Consider the following 3,412-nt stretch of genomic DNA (forward strand, 5'->3'; position numbering starts at 1 on the left):
TACTCACCACTTGCAGAAGTGGGAGTCTCAACTCAGACTGAGATGAATTGTTTTGCTAAATTTTGTTATGGAACAGAAACGATTATTTTCCATAGTGAGTGCATATCTTTGCAGTATGTTTGTCGTAGTGGGAGCTAAATGTAGACTGAGGGAAAGATTCCTCTTGGTTAGAATATCCGAAAATCTCAGATTTTATCAGTGGATTCCGGCAAAAACCATTGCATATTTATCCAGATTCGGTATAATTAAAGAATGGTTTACTGTGCGGAAGAACCGTGCATTGAAAACCTGTCTGATGAATTTGGAGGAAATACATGTCACAAGCAGTAGTCATAAAAAGTAACAAATATGGAATCAATCTGATCCTGGACAAAGACATGCCGTTTCAGGAGCTGTTGACTGCAATTAAGGAGAAATTTCAGGAATCCGAGAAGTTTTTCAAAAATGCGAAAATGGCGATTTCTTTTGAGGGACGTACACTCACTCAGGAAGAAGAATATCAGATCATAGAGACCATTACAGAGAATACAAGTATATCGATCATCTGTATTGTGGATAATGATGAGACGCATGCGGATCTGGTAAAACAGCAGATTGAAGCCTATTACGATTCGGTATCCGGCAGAGAAGGCGAATTTTACCGCGGAACACTTCGTTCCGGACAGGTGCTGGAGAGCGTATCCAGTGTCGTGATCGTCGGTGATGTCAATCCGGGTGCGAAGATTATCTCACAGGGAAATATCATAGTGCTTGGAGCTTTGAAGGGCAATGCCTATGCGGGAGCCGCAGGAGACAGCAATTGTTTCATCGTGGCACTTGAGATGGATCCGATTCAGATTCAGATCGGAGATATACTGGCAAAGAGCCCGGACAAAAAGATGAAACCGATGCGCAGACTGCGTCGGAAAGAGAAGAATCCGGTAATTCCGGAGGCACAGATCGCTGTTGCAAAGGGCGGCAATATTTACATAGAGCCGATCACACGTGCAAGTTTGAACGATTATACCAAATAAGAAATGATGCCCGTTTTTGCAGGCGGGAAACAAGTAAAAGTATGGAGGACTGGATGCAATGAGTGAAGTAATTGTTATTACATCAGGAAAAGGTGGTGTTGGTAAGACAACCACTACCGCAAATGTGGGTACAGGACTTGCCCAGCTGAACAAAAAAGTCGTACTGATCGATACCGATATCGGACTTCGTAACCTGGATGTGGTTATGGGACTTGAGAACCGTATCGTATACAACCTGGTAGATGTTGTAGAAGGAAACTGCAAGATCAAACAGGCACTGATCAAGGATAAAAAATATCCGGAATTATACCTGCTTCCGTCTGCACAGACGAGAGATAAGACATCCGTTACTCCGGAGCAGATGAAAAAACTGACCGATGAGCTGCGTGAGGAGTTTGATTACATCCTTCTTGACTGTCCGGCTGGTATCGAGCAGGGATTTAAAAATGCGATCGCAGGTGCTGACAGAGCGATTGTTGTAACAACACCTGAGGTATCTGCAATTCGTGATGCTGACCGTATCATCGGACTTCTTGAGGCAAATGAGCTTCAGAAGACTGAGCTGATCGTAAACCGTCTGCGTATGGATATGGTAAAACGTGGCGACATGATGTCTGTAGATGATGTATGTGATATCCTTGCAATTCCGTTGCTTGGTGCAGTTCCGGATGATGAGCATATCGTTATCTCCACCAATCAGGGTGAGCCGCTGGTAGGAAGCGACTGTCTGGCAGGACAGGCTTATTCCAATATCTGCAGAAGAATCCTTGGTGAGACAGTGGAATTTTTAAATCTGGAAGAAAAACAGACCGTGTTTGACAAGCTGAAAAACTTGTTCAAGAAGAACTAGGAGGGCTTTTACTATGGGATTTATGGATTTTTTCAAAAGAAAAAGTTCCGGGGATGTAGCAAAAGACCGCCTGAAGTTGTTACTTGTATCAGATCGTGCTAATTGTTCACCGGATGTGATGGAGCTGATCAAAAACGATATCATCAAGGTGATTTCCAAATATATGGAAATTGATGCGGAAGGATTAGATATCCAGATTACACAGACCGAATCCGACACAGGAAACGGAACCGTTCCGGCATTGTATGCAAATATCCCGATTCGTGATATGCATCATTCGCCGAAAAAAGAAGAAAAATAATGACTGGAAAAAGGAACTCTGGTTATCAGGGTTCTTTTTTATTATAGGAAAATTCAGATAACTATATTGAAAAATTATGGTAATCCATCATGAAACAAGCCCGCCTACAGAGAATAATACATACTTTATTGTCTATGTTGCGTAAAGAATTACAGAAACGTTGTGCAAAACTAATAAAAACGAATCGACTGATTATTGTAAAAAGTCACAAAATTTTTGAAAATATATACAATTCACTGACTTCTTTTGCGAAAGTGTGGTATACTATATATAACAATTGTTGAAAAAAGAGAAATGGCTAACAATTTATTTCCACACACAAGTTATAAAATGGAAGTTTCCATTTAAAATGAGAAGAAAGGAGCGTTGTGTATGTTTGAAAAAGGGGAATATGTCGTTTATGGAAGTAAGGGTGTCTGCAAGATTCAGGATATTTCGCACGTAGATATTCCCGGTGTTGACAGAAATCGTCTTTTCTATATTATGCATCCGGTGCAGAATAGTGAGCAGACAGTCTATCTGCCGATTGACAGTAACAAGGTAATGATCCGTAAAGTAATGACTCCGGAGGAGGCAAAGCGTCTGATTCAGGATATTCCAAGCATTGAGGTTTTGGAAGTACCGAATGAGAAGCAGCGCGAAGCCAGCTATAAAGCCGCTCTGCATGAGTGCAGCGGCCGTTCCTGGATCAGCATTTTAAAAACACTGCACCAGAGAAAGGACGAGCGTCTGGCAGCGGGCAAGAAGGTGACAGCATTGGATGAGCGGTATATGCGTGTGGCTGAGCAGGAGCTGTACGGGGAATTGTCCGTGGTACTTGGAATAGAAAAAGAAAATATGCATGATTATATTCAGGAACATATTGCATCCGCTTAAATGCATTTTCAAATTCGAGAGTTAGAGAGGATGCTATTATAGTAGTGATGATCTTAATGATACTTATTATTATAATAAAAGAGATACAAGTTATATAGAGCAGAGAAATGTCAAGATAAAGTCGAAGTTTGGCTTTATCTTCTTTTATTTTACGAATTGCGCGTGTGAACTGTAACACTGTAACTATTTTACTAGCCAGTTTACACATCATCTTACATAGTATGCGAACGGAAACTTTTCTTTATAAATAAAAGGTGCTATACTATCTAAGATAGTGCCCTGAAATCTGTCAGATATGAGGAAGAAACTTATGTCTGTGCTAAAATGGTTTTGCGCCGACCGGAACGGAGTGTAGAGTGCAGTGATTCTGAA

General features: G+C 41.1%; 4 protein-coding genes. All 4 read left to right on the forward strand.

Annotated elements, in window-relative coordinates:
• The first annotated feature begins 314 nt into the window (after window positions 1–314).
• The 4 genes from LG34_RS14710 (at window position 315) to LG34_RS14725 (ending at window position 3,040) form a co-directional block, all read left to right on the forward strand.
• Window positions 315–1,013, forward strand: coding sequence for a septum site-determining protein MinC (locus LG34_RS14710; protein WP_109216735.1), 699 nt, complete (start codon window positions 315–317; stop codon window positions 1,011–1,013).
• A 58-nt stretch (window positions 1,014–1,071) separates the two neighbouring features.
• Entirely contained in the window at window positions 1,072–1,863 is a 792-nt protein-coding gene (minD, locus tag LG34_RS14715; protein WP_109216736.1) for a septum site-determining protein MinD, read from the forward strand.
• Window positions 1,864–1,876: 13 nt separating this feature from the next.
• Entirely contained in the window at window positions 1,877–2,164 is a 288-nt protein-coding gene (gene minE / locus LG34_RS14720; protein ID WP_109216737.1) for a cell division topological specificity factor MinE, read from the forward strand.
• A gap of 372 nt (window positions 2,165–2,536) precedes the next feature.
• A complete protein-coding gene (locus LG34_RS14725) occupies window positions 2,537–3,040 on the forward strand; it encodes a CarD family transcriptional regulator (RefSeq protein ID WP_109216738.1) in 504 nt (167 codons plus the stop codon).
• Window positions 3,041–3,412 lie beyond the last annotated feature (372 nt).

This window comes from Eubacterium ramulus, from assembly GCF_003122485.1.
Taxonomy (GTDB): domain Bacteria; phylum Bacillota; class Clostridia; order Lachnospirales; family Lachnospiraceae; genus Eubacterium_I; species Eubacterium_I ramulus_A.